Source organism: Streptomyces panaciradicis (assembly GCF_023516615.1).
GTDB classification, from domain to species: domain Bacteria; phylum Actinomycetota; class Actinomycetes; order Streptomycetales; family Streptomycetaceae; genus Streptomyces; species Streptomyces panaciradicis.
The window spans coordinates 36916-52742 of sequence record NZ_JAMGBF010000003.1 but is presented as its reverse complement, the minus strand read 5'-3'; the positions used below and the strand labels follow the sequence as shown (position 1 = coordinate 52742).

The 15827-nt window shown below is 70.8% G+C and carries 14 protein-coding genes; 7 read left to right on the top strand and 7 right to left on the bottom strand.

Going from position 1 to position 15827, the window contains the following annotated elements; translation table 11 throughout:
• Positions 1-5: 5 nt before the first annotated feature.
• Positions 6-1133, bottom strand: a complete 1128-nt coding sequence (locus M8J74_RS01550) for a magnesium and cobalt transport protein CorA (RefSeq protein WP_249834662.1) — start codon at positions 1131-1133, stop codon at positions 6-8.
• A 278-nt stretch (positions 1134-1411) separates the two neighbouring features.
• Between M8J74_RS01550 and M8J74_RS01545 the strand changes: the two genes are divergently transcribed.
• Positions 1412-2203: a methyltransferase gene (locus tag M8J74_RS01545; RefSeq protein WP_249834661.1), complete on the top strand. Its 792-nt coding sequence runs from the start codon at positions 1412-1414 to the stop codon at positions 2201-2203.
• Positions 2204-2250: 47 nt separating this feature from the next.
• Here the strand turns inward: M8J74_RS01545 and M8J74_RS01540 are convergent, their stop codons facing one another.
• From M8J74_RS01540 to M8J74_RS01530, 3 genes are all read right to left on the bottom strand, one after another.
• Positions 2251-2913, bottom strand: a complete 663-nt coding sequence (locus tag M8J74_RS01540) for a hypothetical protein (RefSeq protein ID WP_249834660.1) — start codon at positions 2911-2913, stop codon at positions 2251-2253.
• A gap of 63 nt (positions 2914-2976) precedes the next feature.
• Positions 2977-3933, bottom strand: a complete 957-nt coding sequence (locus M8J74_RS01535) for a carbohydrate kinase family protein (protein ID WP_249834659.1) — start codon at positions 3931-3933, stop codon at positions 2977-2979.
• The gene (locus M8J74_RS01530; RefSeq protein ID WP_249834748.1) at positions 3930-4835 is read right to left on the bottom strand and encodes a pseudouridine-5'-phosphate glycosidase; all 906 of its coding nucleotides are present in this window, start codon (positions 4833-4835) and stop codon (positions 3930-3932) included. Before M8J74_RS01530 ends, M8J74_RS01535 begins: the two co-directional genes overlap by 4 nt.
• A gap of 102 nt (positions 4836-4937) precedes the next feature.
• Here M8J74_RS01530 and M8J74_RS01525 point away from each other — a divergent pair, with 102 nt between their 5' ends.
• Complete coding sequence (locus tag M8J74_RS01525; RefSeq protein ID WP_249834658.1) at positions 4938-5366, top strand: VOC family protein; 429 nt, start codon at positions 4938-4940, stop codon at positions 5364-5366.
• A 95-nt stretch (positions 5367-5461) separates the two neighbouring features.
• Here M8J74_RS01525 and fdhA read toward each other — a convergent pair whose 3' ends face one another.
• The 3 genes from fdhA to M8J74_RS01510 all read right to left on the bottom strand — a co-directional run bounded on the left by fdhA (position 5462) and on the right by M8J74_RS01510 (position 8363).
• Positions 5462-6688, bottom strand: coding sequence for a formaldehyde dehydrogenase, glutathione-independent (gene fdhA / locus M8J74_RS01520; protein WP_249834657.1), 1227 nt, complete (start codon positions 6686-6688; stop codon positions 5462-5464).
• A 200-nt stretch (positions 6689-6888) separates the two neighbouring features.
• Positions 6889-7443 carry a methylated-DNA--[protein]-cysteine S-methyltransferase gene (locus tag M8J74_RS01515; RefSeq protein WP_249834656.1) on the bottom strand — a complete coding sequence of 185 codons (555 nt, stop codon included), beginning with the start codon at positions 7441-7443 and terminating at the stop codon, positions 6889-6891.
• 47 nt (positions 7444-7490) lie between these two features.
• On the bottom strand, positions 7491-8363 hold the full coding sequence (locus tag M8J74_RS01510; protein WP_249834655.1) for a glycerophosphodiester phosphodiesterase family protein: 873 nt from the start codon (positions 8361-8363) through the stop codon (positions 7491-7493).
• A gap of 278 nt (positions 8364-8641) precedes the next feature.
• Here M8J74_RS01510 and M8J74_RS01505 point away from each other — a divergent pair, with 278 nt between their 5' ends.
• From M8J74_RS01505 to M8J74_RS01485, 5 genes are all read left to right on the top strand, one after another.
• Complete coding sequence (locus tag M8J74_RS01505) at positions 8642-9505, top strand: MHYT domain-containing protein (protein WP_249834654.1); 864 nt, start codon at positions 8642-8644, stop codon at positions 9503-9505.
• A 40-nt stretch (positions 9506-9545) separates the two neighbouring features.
• Entirely contained in the window at positions 9546-11684 is a 2139-nt protein-coding gene (gene uvrB / locus M8J74_RS01500; protein WP_249834653.1) for an excinuclease ABC subunit UvrB, read from the top strand.
• Positions 11685-11841: 157 nt separating this feature from the next.
• Positions 11842-12420, top strand: coding sequence for a TerD family protein (locus M8J74_RS01495; protein ID WP_249834652.1), 579 nt, complete (start codon positions 11842-11844; stop codon positions 12418-12420).
• 49 nt (positions 12421-12469) lie between these two features.
• Entirely contained in the window at positions 12470-14437 is a 1968-nt protein-coding gene (locus M8J74_RS01490) for a TerD family protein (RefSeq protein ID WP_249834651.1), read from the top strand.
• Between the two features lie 226 nt (positions 14438-14663).
• Positions 14664-15665: a TerC family protein gene (locus tag M8J74_RS01485; RefSeq protein WP_249834650.1), complete on the top strand. Its 1002-nt coding sequence runs from the start codon at positions 14664-14666 to the stop codon at positions 15663-15665.
• Positions 15666-15827: the final 162 nt, after the last annotated feature.

Below are 15827 nucleotides of genomic sequence, written 5' to 3'. Positions count from 1 at the left end.
GGATCTCACAGCCAGCCGTTGCGCCGGAACCCGCGGTAGAGGACCAGGCACGCCGCCGAGATCACGGCTATGACCAGGGGGTAGCCGAACCTCCAGTGCAGCTCCGGCATGTACTGGAAGTTCATGCCGTACACCCCGCAGACCATCGTCGGTACGGCGATCACCGCGGCCCAGGCGGTTATCTTCCGCATGTCCTCGTTCTGCGCGACGGTGACCTGCGCCAGGTGGGCCTGCAGGATGGAGTTGAGCAGCTCGTCGAACGAGGCGATCTGCTCCTTCACCCGCGTGAGGTGGTCGAGGACGTCGCGGAAGTACGCCTGTATCTCCGGGTCGACCACCCGGATCGGCCGTGTCGCGAGATCCTCGACCGGGCGGGCGAGCGGCACCACGGCCCGCTTCAGCTCCAGGAGTTCGCGCTTGAGCTGGTAGATCCGCCCGGGGTCGGTCCGCGCGCCGCTCTCCGCGAACACGTCCGTCTCCACCTGGTCGATGTCCGCCTGCACCAAGTCCGTGACGTTGAGGTAGTCGTCGACCACGTGGTCCGCGATCGCGTGCAGCACCGCCGCCGGCCCCTTGCCCAACTGCTGCGGATCGGCCTCCAGCCCCTCGCGCAGCGGGCCGAGGGAGCCGTGCATGCCGTGCCGGACGGTGATCACGAAGTCCTCGCCGACGAACACCATGATCTCGCCGGTGTTCACCACCTCGCTGGTCGCCGTCAGCTGCTCGTGCTCGACGTAGCAGACGGTCTTGAACACCGCGAACAGCGTCTCGCCGTACCGCTCCAGCTTCGGACGCTGATGTGCCTCGACCGCGTCCTCCACCGCCAGCGGGTGCAGGTCGAACAGCTCGGCGATGCCCGCGAACTCCTGGTCCGTCGGTTCGTGCAGACCGAGCCAGACGAAGCCGTCCCGGTGCTTGCGCACACGCTCCACCGTGTCGACCAGATCGCTGCCTTCCGGCACCCGCACACCGTCCCGGTAGCTCACGCAGTTCACCACCGAGGAGCCCAGGGGGGACCGGGCCGGATGGCTCAGGTCGACGCGCGGGCGCCGTCGAGCCAGCCGTGCCACCTTGCGGAGGCCGCCGGCCCTGCCGAGGCTCGTGACCTTCCGCAGATTCCCTGCCATGGACATCTGGATCTCCTCGCGTGGATCTCCTCGTGCGTGACGCGCCCTTCGCGTTCGGAGCCCCTCAGCTCCTCCTGCTCGTTCGCGCTGCGCCGCATTCCTGCGTCGTGGCGCGCCAGTCTGCCAGGTCTTCGTAAGCGCCGGGTGAGCCTGTGGGAACAGCTGATTCCGCTTTGTTCCCGGCTGTGGACGACGGGGCTCGCCCCTACGACTTGGACGCCGCGGTCGTCGCCGTCGTCGCGTCGACCGCCCGCCGTAAGCGGGGCAACTGGGATGATCGCGGCATGACGCGATCCGACGGGTATCTCCTCGACAACCGGCAGAGCGAGGCGGCCGAGCGTTTCAACGCCTTCGCCACCCTCTTCGACCCCACGACCTTCCGGCACCTCGAAGGGTTCGGCGTCGGTCCCGGCTGGCGCTGCTGGGAGGTCGGCGCCGGCGGCACCTCCGTCGTGTCCTGGCTGGCCAAGAAGGTCGGGCCGACCGGAAAGGTCGTCGCCACCGACATCGACACCTCCCTCCTGGCCGCCGCCCGCCCGCCGGTGGACGTCCGCGTCCACGACGTCGGCGCCGAGGAACCGCCGGGGGAGGGCTTCGACCTGGTGCACGCCCGGCTCGTCCTCGTCCACGTCCCCGACCGCGAACGGGCGTTGCGGTCGATGATCAAGGCCCTGCGTCCCGGCGGCCGGCTCCTGATCGAGGACGCCGACCCGGCCCTCCAGCCTCTCGTCTGCCCCGACGAACACGGCCCCGAGCAGCGCCTCGCCAACCGCCTGCGCAACGGCTTCCGCCGGCTTCTCGCCGACCACGGCGCCGACCTCGCCTACGGCCGCCGCCTGCCCCGCCTGCTGCGGGAGGCGGGCCTGCGGCACGTGGAGGCCGACGTCTACTTCCCGCTCGCCTCACCCGCCTGCGCGGGCCTGGAGTCCGCCACGATCCGCCAGATCCGCGGCCGGCTCGTCGAGGCCGGCCTCGCCACGGACGAGGACATCGACACCCACCTCGCGAACGTCGCCGCCGGCGGAATGGACCTGGCCACGGCCCCGATGATCTCCGCGTGGGGCCGCAAGGCGTAGCCCTCGCCGGGGGTCGGGACACGAGAGGTGCGGCACCGCGCGATCAATCACGGCGTCCACTCAGCGCTTCCGCCGACTCCGGCCCCCGCCCAGCCCTTCCTCCCGACCACGGGGTCCGCGCAGTCCTTCCTCCCGACCACGGGGTCCGCGCAGTCCTTCCTCCCGACCACGGGGTCCGCGCAGCCCTTCCTCCCGACCACGGGGTCCGCGCAGCCCTTCCTCCCGACCACGGGGTCCGCGCAGCCCTTCCTCCCGACCACGGGGTCCGCGCAGCCCTTCCTCCCGACCACGGGGTCCGCGCAGCCCTTCCTCCCGACCACGGGGTCCGCGCAGCCCTTCCTCCCGACCACGGGGTCCGCGCAGCCCTTCCTCCCGACCACGGGGTCCGCGCAGCCCTTCCTCCCGACCACGGGGTCCGCGCAGCCCTTCCTCCCGACCACGGGGTCCGCGCAGCCCTTCCTCCCGACCACGGGGTCCGCGCAGCCCTTCCTCCCGACCACGGGGTCCGCGCAGCCCTTCCTCCCGACCACGGGGTCCGCGCAGCCCTTCCTCCCGACCACGGGGTCCGCGCAGCCCTTCCTCCCGACCACGGGGTCCGCGCAGCCCTTCCTCCCGACCACGGGGTCCGCGCAGCCCTTCCTCCCGACCACGGGGTCCGCGCAGCCCTTCCACCCGACCACGGGGTCCGCGCAGCCCTTCCACCCAACCACGGGGCCCCCGCCCAGCCCTTCCCGGTGTTTGCTCAGCCCTTGAACCTAACCTCGGCCCTCGGATCACCCCCTCCCCGGCGGCCTCCCGCCCACCTGTTCGACGGCCTGCGCCCCGGCCCTGCAGCCTTCCCGCGCCGCGTCCTCCGGTTCGGCGCCGGCGATCAGTGCGGCGAGGAAGGCGCCGGTGAACGCGTCACCGGCCCCCGTGGTGTCGGTGGGCGTCGCCGGTACGGCGGGGACGTGGGCGGACACCGCACCGGAGCGGGCCACCAGCGCGCCGTCCCGGCCCTGCTTGGCCACCACCAGCGGCACGTGCCGGCTCAGTTTCGCGGCCGCGTCCGACGCGTCGGGGAGCCCGGTGAGCAGGCACGCCTCGTCCCGGCTCGGCAGCAGGAGGTCCAGACCGTCGACGACTTCCAGGAAACGGTCCACCCCGAGCCGCGTGAGGAAACCCGCCGACGCGGGGTCGAGGCTCACCGGCACACCACGCGCGCGTGCCGCCCTCAGCGCCACCGTGACCAGTGCGCGGCTGGGCTCGGAGAACAGCAGGTAGCCCGACAGATGCAGCCGGGCCACCCCGTCCAGCAGCGCGTCGGACCAGTCACCGGGCTCCAGGCGCAGCGACGCCCCGCTGTCGGTGAGGAACGTCCGCTCGGCAGCGTCGCCCGTGTCGACCAGGCAGATCACCGTCCCTGTGGCCGCCTGCGGATCGACGACGAGCCGGGGCCGCACCCCGCAGGCGGCCAGCTCCCGCTCGTGCCAGTCCGCCGCGTCCGCACCGACCCGCCCCAGCAGCCGTACCTCCGGGCAGCCCCAATACGCGGCCCAGCAGGCCACATTGGCGCCGGCGCCGCCCGGCACGGTGCGGATCGCGGCAGCCGTGTCCGTCCCCGGTGCGAGCGGCCCCTGATGCCGGGCCACGACGTCCGTGATCACGTCACCGACGACGAGCAGGGCACCGGCCCCCGAGGCCGCCGCCCGTGCGCCGCCGTCCTCCGCCCCCTGCGGCGTCGTGGTCACGCCCCGGTCCAGGCCGCCGCGATCCGTGCCGCGAGCCGCACGTTGCCGCGTACCGCCGCCATGTTGGCGCTCAGCGAGGCGCCGTCGGTGTGCCGCACCAGGTAGTCGAGCAGGAACGGCGTGACGGCCTGCCCGGTGACGCCCTCCGCCTCGCACGCGTGCAGCGCGTCGGCCAGCACGCGTGCATGCAGCTCGGGATCGAGCTGCTCCTCCTCGGGCACGGGGTTGGCGACGATCAGCGCCGTCTCGGGTCCGTCGAGCGCGTCCTGCGCCCGCATGACGTCCGCCACCTGCCCGGGGCTGTCCAGCGTCCACTCCACCGGATGTCCCGAGTCGGACAGGTAGAAGCCGGGGAAGCGGTCCGTGCCGTAACCGGCCACCGCGACGCCCAGCGTCTCCAGACGCTGCAACGTCGCCGGCACGTCCAGGATCGACTTCACCCCCGCGCACACCACGGTGATCCGCGTCCGCGCCAGCAGTCCCAGGTCGGCAGACTCGTCCTGCGTCACCGTCCACTCCCGGTGCACCCCGCCGAGGCCGCCCGTGGCGAACACCCGCACCCCTGCAAGCGCCGCCAGCAGCGCCGTCGCCGACACGGTGGTCGCCCCGCTGGCCCCCGACGCCACCGCGAGCGGCAGATCGCGGTGGCCCAGCTTGCGGATGCCGTCCTCGTTCGCGACCCGCTCCAACTGCTCCTTGTCGAGGCCGACATGGGGCCGCCCGTCCAGCACGGCGATCGTCGCCGGAACGGCGCCCTCACGTCGTACGACGTCCTCCAGCTCCAGCGCGACCTGCAGGTTCCGCGGACGCGGCAGCCCGTGCGCGATGATCGTCGACTCCAGGGCCACCACGGGTCGACGCGCGTCGACCGCCTCGCGTACTTCCTCCGACACCACCAGCACCACGAGCCCGCCTCCTGTCGTTCGTTCTTCTCTCATCTCTGGCGAGCGGCGTGCCCGGTCAAACCCTTGCGGTGCGTGGGGGACGACACCAGCCTGGGGTGCATGAAGGACAACACGGCACGTCTCGACCACGTCGTCCTCTGGGTACGCGATCCCGTGGCGTCGGCCGGCTTCTACGAGAAGACCGTCGGCCTGGAAACGCTTCGGCTCACCGACTTCGCCGCGGGCGAAGCGCCCTTTCCCTCGGTACGGATCAACGAGGAGACCATCCTCGATCTCATGCCGCTCACCATGGTGGAGCGGATGCGGATGCTCCCGGGGGCCGCCGACAGCTCGGGCCACCCGGTCAACCACGTCTGCCTGGCCATGCCCGCCGAGGACTTCGAGAAACTGCGCGGCCGACTCCAGGAGACCTCGGTGCCCGTGTCGGACATCGACCACGACTCCTTCGGCGCCCGCGGAAACGCCAGGCGCAGCTTCTACTTCCGTGACCCCGACGGCAACGTCTTCGAGGCCCGGCACTACGACTAGCGGATCGCCGACGGCGAGCGGGGGCGGTGTCCACGCACGCGTGGACGTGACGTGGGCACCGTCCCCGCGCCGGGCCTCAGACGGGCTGCCGGGCCTCAGACGGGCTGCAGGCCGTCCAGCGCCCCGTGCGGATTCAGCACGTACTTGCGGCTGGCGCCCTGGTCGAACTCGGCGTAGCCGCGAGGCGCGTCCTCGATGCCGATGACGGTCGCGTTGACCGCCTTGGCGATGTGCACGCGCTCGTGCAGGATCGCCCGCATCAGATTCCGGTGGTACTTCATCACCGGGCACTGCCCGGTCGTGAAGCGGTGGCTCTTGGCCCAGCCCAGGCCCAGCCGCACCTTCAGCGTCCCCGACTTCGCGTCCTCGTCGACCCCGCCGGGGTCGTCCGTGACGTACAGACCCGGGATGCCCAGGGCGCCGCCCGCGTGGGTGATCGACATCAGCGAGTTGAGGACCGTGGCGGGCGCCTCCTGGGCGTTCGGGCCGTGGGCCCGGGCCTCGAAGCCGACGGCGTCGACCGCCGCGTCCACCTCGGGCTCCCCGAGGATCTGCTCGATCTGCTCCCCGATGTCGCCCTGGGACACGTCGACGGTCTCGCAGCCGAAGCTCCGCGCCTGGGCGAGCCGTTCGGTGTTGAGGTCGCCGACGATGACCACCGCGGCACCCAGCAGCTGCGCCGACGCGGCCGCCGCCAGACCGACCGGCCCGGCACCGGCGACGTACACCGTCGAGCCGACGCCCGCGCCCGCGGTGACCGCACCGTGGAATCCGGTCGGGAAGATGTCCGACAGCATGGTGAGGTCGAGCAGCTTCTCGCGGGCCTGGTCCCGGTCGGGGAACCTCAGCAGGTTGAAGTCCGCGTACGGGACCATGGCGTACTCCGCCTGGCCGCCGACCCAGCCGCCCATGTCGACATAGCCGTAGGCCGCTCCCGGACGCGCCGGGTTCACGTTCAGGCAGATGCCTGTCTTGCGCTCCTTGCAGTTGCGGCACCGCCCGCAGGCGATGTTGAACGGTACGGAGACGATGTCGCCGACTTCGACGAACTCGACGTCCGGACCCCGTTCGACGACCTCTCCGGTGATCTCGTGGCCGAGGACCAGCCCCTGGGGCGCGGTCGTCCGCCCGCGCACCATGTGCTGGTCGCTGCCACAGATGTTGGTGGCGAGCACTTTGAGGATCACCCCGTGCCGGCACTTGCGGCCGACGTTCTCGGATGCGACCCCCGGCCCGTCCTTCACTTCAAGCGTCGGGTAGTCGATGGTTTCGACTTCCACCGCGCCCGGCTTGAGATACGCGACTGCCCTGTTTCCGCTCATGCGTGATCGCCGTCCCTTCGGCTTCCGAGCCATCGGATGCCAGTGGCTGTGCGCATGTTCGAGTCTGCTACCGCCTGCCCTTCGCTGCCACTCTGTGCGAGTCCCTTTCGGGCCGCCGCACCGGGCGGCTCGGCAAGGGCACGCCACCGCAACGGAAGCGTCGGCGAAAGCGCGGATCAGAACAGCGGCTCAAGCGCGGATCAGAACAGCGGCTCGGGCAGCACACCTTCCAGGGCCAGCAGCTTCCGCTTGGTCTCCAGCCCGCCGCCGAACCCGCCGATGCCCCCGTCGCTCTCCACGACCCGGTGGCAGGGCACCACGACCGGCAGCGGATTGGAGCCCATGGCCACCCCCACGGCCTGCGCCGCGCCCGGCTGTCCCACCCGGCCGGCCAGGTCGCCGTAGCCGACGACGGCGCCGTACGGCACGCCGGACGCCAGCTCGCGCAGCACCTGCCGGTTGAAGCCGGAGATCAGCGACCAGTCCAGCGGCAGGTCGAAGTCGTGCCGCTCGCCCGCGAAGTACGCCTGCACCTGGCGTATCGCCTCGGCCAGCAGGGGCGAATCGGGTGCCTCGACCGGCTCGCCGCCCAGCCGCGACCGCAGCCGTTCGACCGCCTTGTCCCGTACCGCGTCCGTGGCGTGGAACACGACGTTGACCAGACCCTCACGGGTCGCGGCGAGCAGCAGCGGACCGATCCCGGTGCCGACCACCGCCCACACGACCTGCTGCTCGTGACGCCCATCGCTGTCCATGCGCCCACCGTACGGCCCGGCACTGACAACGCCCGCCCGGCCGCCGCTCAGGGGGACTGCAGCGCCGCCTGGACCGCGTCCGGCTTGTTGGTGATGACGCCGTCGACCCCGTACCGCGCCGCCCGACGGGCGGCGTCCGCGTCGTCGACGGTCCAGACGAAGACCGACAGCGGCGTGCCGTGCGGGCCCCTGAACGCGTGCACCGCGGAGACGTAGCCCGCCGAGACCGAACCGAGGGAAGGATTGATGCCGTCGGTGAACTCCGCGTACTGGGGCAGGTGGGCGGCGGTCGGGGTACCGAGGTAGGCCGTCCTGACCGCGGGCTTGAGGTCGTGGACGATCTTCAGGCTGTCCGCGCTGAAGCTCTGCACGATCAGCCGGCCGGCCAGGTGCCGGTGGTCCAGCCAGCCGTCGTTGCCCAGCAGCTTCAGGATCTGCCGTTCGATGCCCGGGTACAGCTGCGGGTTCTTGATCTCCAGCAGCAGCTTCTCGTGATTGCGCTCGACACGGCGCATGTACTGCTCAAGCGTCGGCACGCGCGTGCCCGCGTACCGCGGCGCGAACCAGGAGCCCGCGTCCAGGCGGGCGATCTCGGCCGCGGTGAAGTCCTTCACCTTCCAGGGCGCGCGGTGCGGGAAGACCTTCCGCACGTCCGTCGTCCGCCGCAGGTTGTCGTCGTGGAGGACGACGAGCTCGCCGTCCTTGGTGCGCTGAACGTCGTTCTCGACCCAGGAGAAGCCCATACGGGCCGCCTTGTCGATGGCGGCCAGCGTGTTCTCCGGCGCGTACGCGGAGGCGCCCCGGTGGGCGATGACCACAGGCGGCTCGCCGTCGCCCGCCCGGGCGTCGGAACCGGGCAGCAGAAAGGCGGCGGCCCCCAGCAGCGCGGTGACGATGGCGGCAACAGCGCGCGCGTACATACGCACTCCTCGCGTCGAGCGATCACGGACAGCTCAACTGTGACAGCACTGAGTCGACGGCACCGGGGTACAGATTGGCCACACATGGCATGGAGTTGCCCAAGTCCGCTCACTGGTGCCGCACAACTGGGGCAACGACGTGTTTCTTTGCCGGAAAATCGTTCGACCATTCCGGTGGGGGTCATACTCTCTGCCTCACCCCTGAACGCTCGGCAGGTCGGGGGAGGGGGCGCAATCAAGGAATTCCGGTACGCAAAGGGCGGGAAGGGCAGCCGCGCATGCAAGGCACGGTCGACGGATTCAGCTACGGACTCGTCACACCGCTGGTGGCCTACCTCATGGCGTGCCTCGGTGGCGCCCTCGGCCTGCGCTGCACCACCAGATCCATGCTGGTGACCCACTCCTCACGCCCCGCCTGGCTCGCCCTGGGCTCCGCGGCGATCGGCTCCGGCATATGGACCATGCACTTCATCGCGATGATGGGGTTCACGGTCAGGCAGGCGCCCATCCACTACGACAAGGCCATGACGTTCGCCAGCCTGGCCGTCGCGATCGTGATGGTGGGCGTCGGGATCTTCATCGTCGGATACCGCGGCGCCCGGGGGACCGCCCTGTTCACAGGCGGAACGATCACGGGTCTGGGCATCGCGTCGATGCACTACCTGGGCATGGCCGCCATGCGCCTGAACGGCAGGCTGGAGTACAACACCGTCACGGTCGCCGTCTCCGTCGTCATCGCGATGTGCGCCGCCACCGCCGCCCTGTGGGCCGCCGGACAGGTCCGGGGGTTCCTGTGGAGCGTGGGCGCCAGCCTCGTCATGGGCCTCGCCGTCAGCGGCATGCACTACACGGGCATGGCCGCCCTCACCGTCCACCTGCACGGCACGTCCGCCCCCATCTCCGGCGAGTCGCCCGCGGCCCTGCTGTGGCCGATGCTGGTCGGCCCGCTCGCCTTCCTCCTCATCGCCGCCGTGGTGGTGATGTTCGATCCGCTGATGGTCATGGGCAAGCCCGACTGGAGCCCCGTCGAGCACAAGCCGGGCGTGCCGGCCCACCCTGCCGTCCACCACCCCGCCCACCAGCCCCACCGACCGGTCCGGCCGCTGGGGCGACGCGGGTCCCGAACCCCGCAGAACCGCTGATCGGACCGCATTGTCAGTGGCGGGTCGTACGGTGGATGACATGCGGCCCGTTTCCAGCATCGAACGCACGGTGGCGCCCTTCGAGGTCGTCAGCCCCTACCAGCCCAGCGGCGACCAGCCGGCGGCCATCGCCGACCTCGCCAAGCGCATCGAGGCCGGCGAGAAGGACGTCGTCCTGCTCGGCGCGACCGGCACCGGCAAGTCCGCCACCACCGCGTGGATGATCGAGAAGCTCCAGCGCCCCACGCTCGTGATGGCGCCGAACAAGACGCTGGCCGCACAGCTGGCGAACGAATTCCGCGAGCTGCTGCCGAACAACGCGGTCGAGTACTTCGTCTCGTACTACGACTACTACCAGCCAGAGGCCTACGTCCCCCAGTCGGACACCTACATCGAGAAGGACTCCTCGATCAACGAGGAGGTCGAGCGCCTGCGTCACTCCGCGACGAACTCGCTGCTCACCCGCCGCGACGTCGTCGTGGTCGCCTCGGTGTCCTGCATCTACGGCCTCGGCACGCCGCAGGAGTACGTGGACCGCATGGTCCCGCTCCGGGTCGGCGACGAGATCGACCGCGACCAGCTGCTGCGCCGCTTCGTGGACATCCAGTACACGCGCAACGACCTGGCGTTCACCCGGGGCACCTTCCGGGTCCGCGGCGACACCATCGAGATCTTCCCGGTCTACGAGGAGCTCGCGGTCCGCATCGAGATGTTCGGCGACGAGATCGAGGCCCTGTCCACGCTCCACCCGCTCACCGGCGAGATCATCAGCGACGACCAGCAGCTGTACATCTTCCCGGCCACCCACTACGTCGCGGGCCCCGAACGCCTGGAGCGGGCCGCGAACGACATCGAGAAGGAACTGGGCGAGCGTCTGGCCGAACTGGAGAAGCAGGGCAAACTGCTGGAGGCCCAGCGGCTGCGGATGCGCACCACGTACGACCTGGAGATGCTCCGCCAGATCGGCTCCTGCTCCGGCGTGGAGAACTACTCGATGCACTTCGACGGCCGCCTGCCCGGCTCCCCGCCGAACACCCTGCTCGACTACTTCCCGGACGACTTCCTGCTCGTCATCGACGAGTCGCACGTCACCGTGCCGCAGATCGGCGCCATGTACGAGGGCGACGCCTCTCGCAAGCGCACCCTCGTCGACCACGGCTTCCGGCTGCCCTCCGCCCTCGACAACCGCCCGCTGAAGTGGGAGGAGTTCCAGGAGCGCATCGGGCAGACGGTCTATCTGTCGGCGACCCCGGGCAAGTACGAGCTCTCGCGCGGGGACGGCTTCGTCGAGCAGATCATCCGCCCCACCGGCCTCGTCGACCCGGAGGTCGTCGTCAAGCCCACCGAGGGGCAGATCGACGACCTGGTGCACGAGATCCGCACGCGCACCGAGAAGGACGAGCGCGTCCTTGTCACCACCCTGACCAAGAAGATGGCCGAGGACCTCACCGACTACTTCCTGGAGCTCGGCATCCAGGTGCGCTACCTGCACAGCGACGTCGACACCCTGCGCCGTGTCGAGCTGCTGCGCGAGCTGCGCGCGGGCGAGTTCGACGTCCTGGTCGGCATCAACCTCCTCCGTGAGGGCCTCGACCTGCCCGAGGTGTCCCTGGTGGCGATCCTCGACGCCGACAAGGAGGGCTTCCTGCGCTCCGGCACGTCCCTGATCCAGACCATCGGCCGCGCGGCGCGCAACGTCTCCGGCCAGGTCCACATGTACGCCGACAAGATCACCCCGGCGATGGAGAAGGCCATCGAGGAGACCAACCGCCGCCGGGAGAAGCAGGTCGCCTACAACAAGGAACGGGGCATCGACCCCCAGCCGCTCCGCAAGAAGATCAACGACATCGTGGCGCAGATCGCCCGCGAGGACGTCGACACGGAGCAGCTGCTCGGCTCCGGCTACCGCAAGTCGAAGGACGGCAAGGGCGCCAAGGCACCCGTGCCCGCGCTCGGCGGCAAGGCCGCGGGCGGCGCCAAGTCCGCCAAGGGCAAGGCCAAGGAGACGGTCCCGACCGACCGTCCCGCGGCCGATCTCGCCGAGCAGATCGAGGAGATGACGGCGCGTATGCGCGCCGCCGCGGCGGACCTGCAGTTCGAGATCGCCGCCCGACTGCGCGACGAGGTCTCCGAGATGAAGAAGGAACTGCGCCAGATGAAGGAGGCGGGACTGGCCTGACCTCGCCGGTCCACCCCGTGCCCCGGTTCGCCGACTGTGTTGCAAGACCGACACAAAGCGGGAGCCGGGGTACGGCACTGTCGGTGCCCCTGCGTAGGGTTCTGCTCAACCGCGGACGCCGCGGCAACAGGGGACAGCTCGAGAGGGGAATCAGCGCGTGACCGTCAACATGACCAAGGGTCAGGCCATCAGTCTGCAGAAGAACGACGGGGGCAGCCTGACCGCGGTGCGCATGGGTCTCGGCTGGCAGGCGGCCCCCCGGCGCGGCCTGTTCGGTTCGCGTACGCGGGAGATCGACCTGGACGCCTCCGCCGTCCTGTTCGCCGACAAGCAGCCCGTGGACGTCGTCTTCTTCCGCCACCTCGTCAGCGACGACGGCTCGGTGCGCCACACCGGCGACAACCTCGTCGGCGGTGTCGGACAGGGCGGCGACGACGAGGCGATCCTCGTCGACCTCGCGCGCGTCCCGGTCCACATCGACCAGATCGTCTTCACCGTGAACTCCTTCACGGGGCAGACCTTCCAGGAGGTGCAGAACGCCTTCTGCCGCCTCGTCGACGAGACCAACGGCCAGGAACTGGCCCGCTACACGCTCGCGGGCGGCGGTGCCTACACGGCCCAGATCATGGCGAAGGTGCACCGCTCGGGCGCGGGCTGGACGATGACGGCCATCGGCACCCCGGCCAACGGCCGCACCTTCCAGGACCTGATGCCGACGATCCTGCCGGTCCTGTAGGACCACCCGACGACACACGGCACACCGGCGACACAGGGGGACGAGGGCGATGACGGCCGAGCTGGTGCGGGGGCAGAACCACCCGCTCTCCCAGGCCCGACTCGAGATCCGGGTCTCGGCCGGCACACCGGTCGTGGCCTCGGCCACGCTCGGCGACGAGAACGGCAAGGCGCGGAGCACCGAATGGGTGGCCCACCCGGGTGCTCCGACCCTGCCGGGCCTTGAGGTCTCCCGGCAGGCGGCTGCGGACCACCGTCTCGCGGTGGACCTGGACGCCGTGCCGGAGACCGTCCACCGGGTCAGCGTCCTGCTCGCGCTGCCCACGGCGGACGGCGCGGGCCCGGCCCGCTTCGGCGCCGTGGCCGCCCCGTTCGTCGCCGTCACCGGCCTCGACGGGACCGAGGTCGCCACCTACACGATCACCGGTCTGGACGCCGAGTCGGCCGTCGTGGCCCTGGAGCTCTACCGCCGGCAGGGCGCCTGGAAGGTGCGTGCCGTCGGACAGGGGTACGCCGGCGGCCTCGCCGAACTCCTCACCGACCAGGGCCTTCCCGAGGCCCACCACCTCGCCGGCCACATCGACGAGGCGGTCGCCCGGAGCCTGGCCCGCTCGGTCCCGGCACCCCCGCAGCGGACGGCGGACGGCGACCGTACGCGCCAGGCCGCGGGACCGCACGCCTCGCCCTACGGCCCGCAGGGCACGCCCGCGCCCGGCGCCGCGCAGCCCACGGTGCCGCAGGGCCTCACACCCCCGGACTCCCCGGCGCTCACCCAGCCGTCCGCGCCCAGCGCGTCCGGCCCCATCGACTACAGCCATCCGGGACGCAGGCCCGCCGCTCCGCCCCCGCCCGTCCCGACGGCGCCACCGGCCGCGCCGGGACAGCCCACGCAGCCCGTTGCGGGCGACGCGACCGGCTGGTCCATGGACGAGCGGCTCTACAACCAGATCTGGGGCATGTTCGAGGACCTGGCCCGCACGACGGCCGCCTACCGCAGCGCCGTCGACTTCGCCGACTCCCGGATGGAGAAGGAGCTCGACCAGGCCCTGTCCGACCCGCGCCACCGGATCGGCGGGCAGGGCGACGCCGCGCGGGAAGCGGCGCAGGCCAAGCACGCGCACCTCGTCGACCAGGCCCGGGCGGCCCTGGACCGCGACCTCGCCCAGCTCGCCGCCGAGGCCGATGTCGTCGAGCCCGCGCTGCCGCCCGCGTACGCGCGCTGGGACAACCCCGTCTGGCACGGCTACCGGGTGCCGATGGAGATTCCGATGGCCGTCCGCGTGGGCGACCTCCATCTGCCCGAGAGCGGGCTGCTGCGCATCCCGATGCTGGTACGGCTGCCGTTGGAGCGCGGCCTGTGGATCGACAGCGGACGCTCGGAGCTGTTCGACGACTCGTTCGCCGACGCCACGGGACTGGGCAACCTCGCCATGGAGACGGCGGTCGCGCTCGCGGCCCGTCTGCTGGCCATCCATCCGGCCGGCGAGTTCACCGTGCACATCGTCGATCCGGCGGGCTCGGGCGCGCCGGCCCTCGCACCGCTGGTGCGCACCGGTGTGCTCGCGGCTCCGCCCGCGCAGGGCGCCGCCGGTGTGGCCGACGTCCTCGGCCGTCTCACCGAGCGCGTCGACCTGGTGCAGATGGCGGTGCGCGGCGGTGCCCCCGACTCGCTGCCGCCCGGCTTCGACACGGCACAGCAGCTGCTGATCGTCAACGACTTCCCGCACGGCTTCGACGACCGGGCCGTGAACCAGCTGCGTTACCTCGCGGACGAGGGCCCCGCCGTCGGCGTGCACCTGATGATGGTCGCGGACCGGGAGGAGGCCTCCGCCTACGGGCCGTTGCTCGACCCCTTGTGGCGCTCGCTGCTGCGACTGACGCCGGTGCCCGACGACCACCTCGCCGACCCGTGGGTCGGACACGCCTGGACCTACGAGCCCGCGCTCGTGCCGCCCGGCAGCCAGGTCCTCCAGCAGGTGCTCACCCTGGTGGCGGCAGCCCGCACCAAGTACACGTAAAGAGGCTCTGAGCTGCTAGTTTGACCTTTCTTTTGCCAAGCGCTTTACCTTTCCTTGGTGATTGGGTACGGTTGTCGGCACGGAGGGGAGTACTCCCTGTCGACTGCGGCGTACCCGTCAATACGGATCGGATCCGATCCCGGGGCGCCGGCCCACCGTGGGTGGAAGAGACCTCCGGCAGCGCGACGACGCTGGTAATTGGCCGTTCCGTCCTGCCGGAGGCGCAGTGGATGTTTCCGTGAACCTGTGGGTTCTGACCATCGTGGGCCTAGCCGCCCTGATCGCGGTCGACTTCTTCATCGGCCGCAAACCGCACGACGTGTCGATCAAGGAAGCGGGGATCTGGACGATCGTCTGGATCACCCTCGCCGGGCTCTTCGGGCTCGGTCTGCTCGTCTTCGCCGGCGGTCAGCCCGCAGGCGAGTTCTTCGCGGGCTTCATCACCGAGAAGTCGCTGAGCGTCGACAACCTCTTCGTCTTCGTCCTGATCATGGCGAAGTTCGCCGTGCCCTCGCAGTACCAGCAGCGCGTGCTGCTGATCGGCGTCCTCATAGCCCTGGTCCTGCGGGCGATCTTCATCGCCGCGGGTGCCGCGATCCTCGCCAGCTTCTCCTGGGTGTTCTACCTCTTCGGCGCCTTCCTCATCTGGACCGCCTGGAAGCTGATCCAGGAGGCCCGGGCCGACGAGGAGGAAGAGGAGTTCGAGGAGAACAAGCTCCTCAAGGCCGCCGAGCGCCGCTTCGGCGTCGCCGACCGCTACCACGGCACCAAGCTGTGGATCCAGCAGAACGGCAAGCGGGTCATGACCCCGATGCTGGTCGTGATGCTGGCGATCGGCACCACGGACGTCCTCTTCGCCCTCGACTCCATCCCCGCGATCTTCGGCCTGACCCAGGACCCGTACATCGTCTTCACCGCCAACGCCTTCGCCCTGATGGGCCTCAGGCAGCTGTACTTCCTCATCGGCGGCCTGCTCAAGAAGCTGGTCCACCTCAGCTACGGCCTGTCGATCATCCTGGGCTTCATCGGCGTCAAGCTGGTGCTGCACGCCCTGCACGAGTCCGGCGTCCACGTCCCGGAGATCTCCATACCGGTCTCCCTCGGCGTGATCTGCGCGGTCCTCGTCGTCACCACGATCACCAGCCTGCGGGCCTCGAAGAAGCAGGCGGCGGTCGAGGAGGCGCAGGCCGGGAGCGAAGGCGCTCCGAAGGACGACGTCCAGGTCTGAGCACCACCGACGCGGACACAACCAGTACCGGGAGCGGGACGGAACGAATCGCGCCAGATCGCTCCCGGTGCCTCGTCCTTCACCGACTACGACGTACAGGAGATGACACAGCTCACATGACACGATCCGGGCCCCCTGCCACCGGAATGCGGGGCCCGTGCG